The 1,732-nt window shown below is 56.5% G+C and carries 1 protein-coding gene and 1 pseudogene; one reads left to right on the forward strand and one right to left on the reverse strand.

Annotated elements, in window-relative coordinates:
• Positions 1-226 precede the first annotated feature (226 nt).
• On the forward strand, positions 227-1,366 hold the full coding sequence (locus tag ACRZ95_RS22850) for an IS110 family RNA-guided transposase (RefSeq protein ID WP_480425094.1): 1,140 nt from the start codon (positions 227-229) through the stop codon (positions 1,364-1,366).
• 255 nt (positions 1,367-1,621) lie between these two features.
• Here the strand turns inward: ACRZ95_RS22850 and ACRZ95_RS22855 are convergent.
• Positions 1,622-1,723 (reverse strand): annotated as a pseudogene (locus ACRZ95_RS22855) (DUF3768 domain-containing protein); the annotation flags it as partial.
• Positions 1,724-1,732 lie beyond the last annotated feature (9 nt).

The following is a 1,732-nucleotide window of genomic DNA, read 5'->3' on the forward strand; positions in this document are numbered from 1 at the left end:
ACTCACCTCCTTTCCGGCGCAGGTTGCGCTTCCAGTCCCGACCACGTGGCCGGGACCGAACTCAATAATCGCTGGGGAAAAGGATGGTCAGAACCCGACGTGTGTCGGCCAATGAGGTCGGGTTCTCTGTCCCGCCATCATAGGTGAGATTGTAAAAGTTTCCATGCAGGAGGTCGCGCTGACCGGATAGGTTTGGCGCAAAATCTAAGGAGTGGAGATTTCCAAGATGATGACGCCTACTATTGCTGCGACCTGCTTTGTCGCCATTGATCTGAGCAAATCGAAATGGCTTGTGGCGCTTGATGCGCCGCACTTGGCCAAGATCAAATCTGTGCGCCTGGACGGGTTTGATACGCCGGGACTGATCGATCTGGTTCGAACGACTGTTGCGGAGGCGACGGAGCTTTGCGGAGCGGATCAACGACCTGTCGTTTGCTTTGAGACCGGGTACGATGGTTTTTGGCTTCAGCGGCTTCTGTCCAACGAAGGGATCGAGACGCTGGTCGTGGATCCCACGAGCTTCCTCGTGAACCGTAAAGCCCGCAGGGTCAAAACAGATCGCGTCGACGCCGAAGGCATGGTCGTTCTGCTGAAGAACTATTCCTCCGGTGATCGAAAGGCGTTCCGCACGGTGCGTGTTCCAACCGTTGCCGAAGAAGATGCCAAGCGCTTCCACAGAGAACGCAAAAGGTTGATGAGCGAACGCACTGGCCACATCAATCGCATTCGTGCCCTGCTCGCCCTTCAAGGCGTTCGGCACATCAATCCGGCGATGGTGACATGGCGCAAGAGACTGGAAGGCCTCGAGACTGCTGATGGCCGTCCTTTCCCACCTCAGCTGATGCGCGAGGTCGTCCGTTCCTTCGAACGCTTGGAGCTGGCGAACCACATGATCAAGGCTCTGGCAGAGGAACGCGACGAAGCCCTTGCGACTGAATCTGAACAGTTCCCGGAACACGAAAAGGCCGTGCTGCTCGAAGGGCTGCGTGGCGTTGGACGGCACAGCGCGATGCTTCTGTCTGCCGAAGTGTTTGGCCGGGAGTTCAAGAACAGGCGACACCTGTCGTCTTACCTCGGCCTGACGCCCAGCCCCTATTCCAGCGGCGACGTGGAGCGAAGCCAGGGCATCAGCAAAGCCGGAAACCGACCGGCCCGAACCCTCGGGATCGAACTGGCGTGGTGCTGGCTGCGGTACCAACCACAAAGTGCCCTTGCGCGCTGGTTCCGGAAATACACCGCCGAGCGCCCGGGAATGAGAAAGAAAGTTGCCATCGTGGCTCTTGCCCGCAAGCTCATCGTGGCTTTGTGGCGATACGTGGAAACGGGACTTGTCCCGTCTGGCGCGGTTCTGAAGGCGGAGGTGTAAAACGGGATACCAAAACTTCAGAATAACGCGCAACGCCGGATGGTTGAGTGACCGAGAAGATTGATGGTCTTCACAAACCCTGTAGAAGTTTGGTCCCAACCAAGGCGGCTCCATTCCGGGAACGTGAACGGAAATTTGGTTCGGGCAACACGCCCACCGTATGCAAGTCGATGCCACTGGAGTGAGCATATTCGAGGAGCCAAACCAGCGATGCAAAGAAAGAAAAGGCCTTGAAAATGTAATTTCCTCATGCAGATCAATCTTCCAGAACAGTGTGCACCCTTCGATTTTGATCACTCCATGGCTATGATCGCGGTAGGGATCCTTGATTTTGTCGAAGGTCGAAAACGTGGACACGGCCTCTAT

This window comes from Ruegeria sp. AI3, from assembly GCF_056541245.1.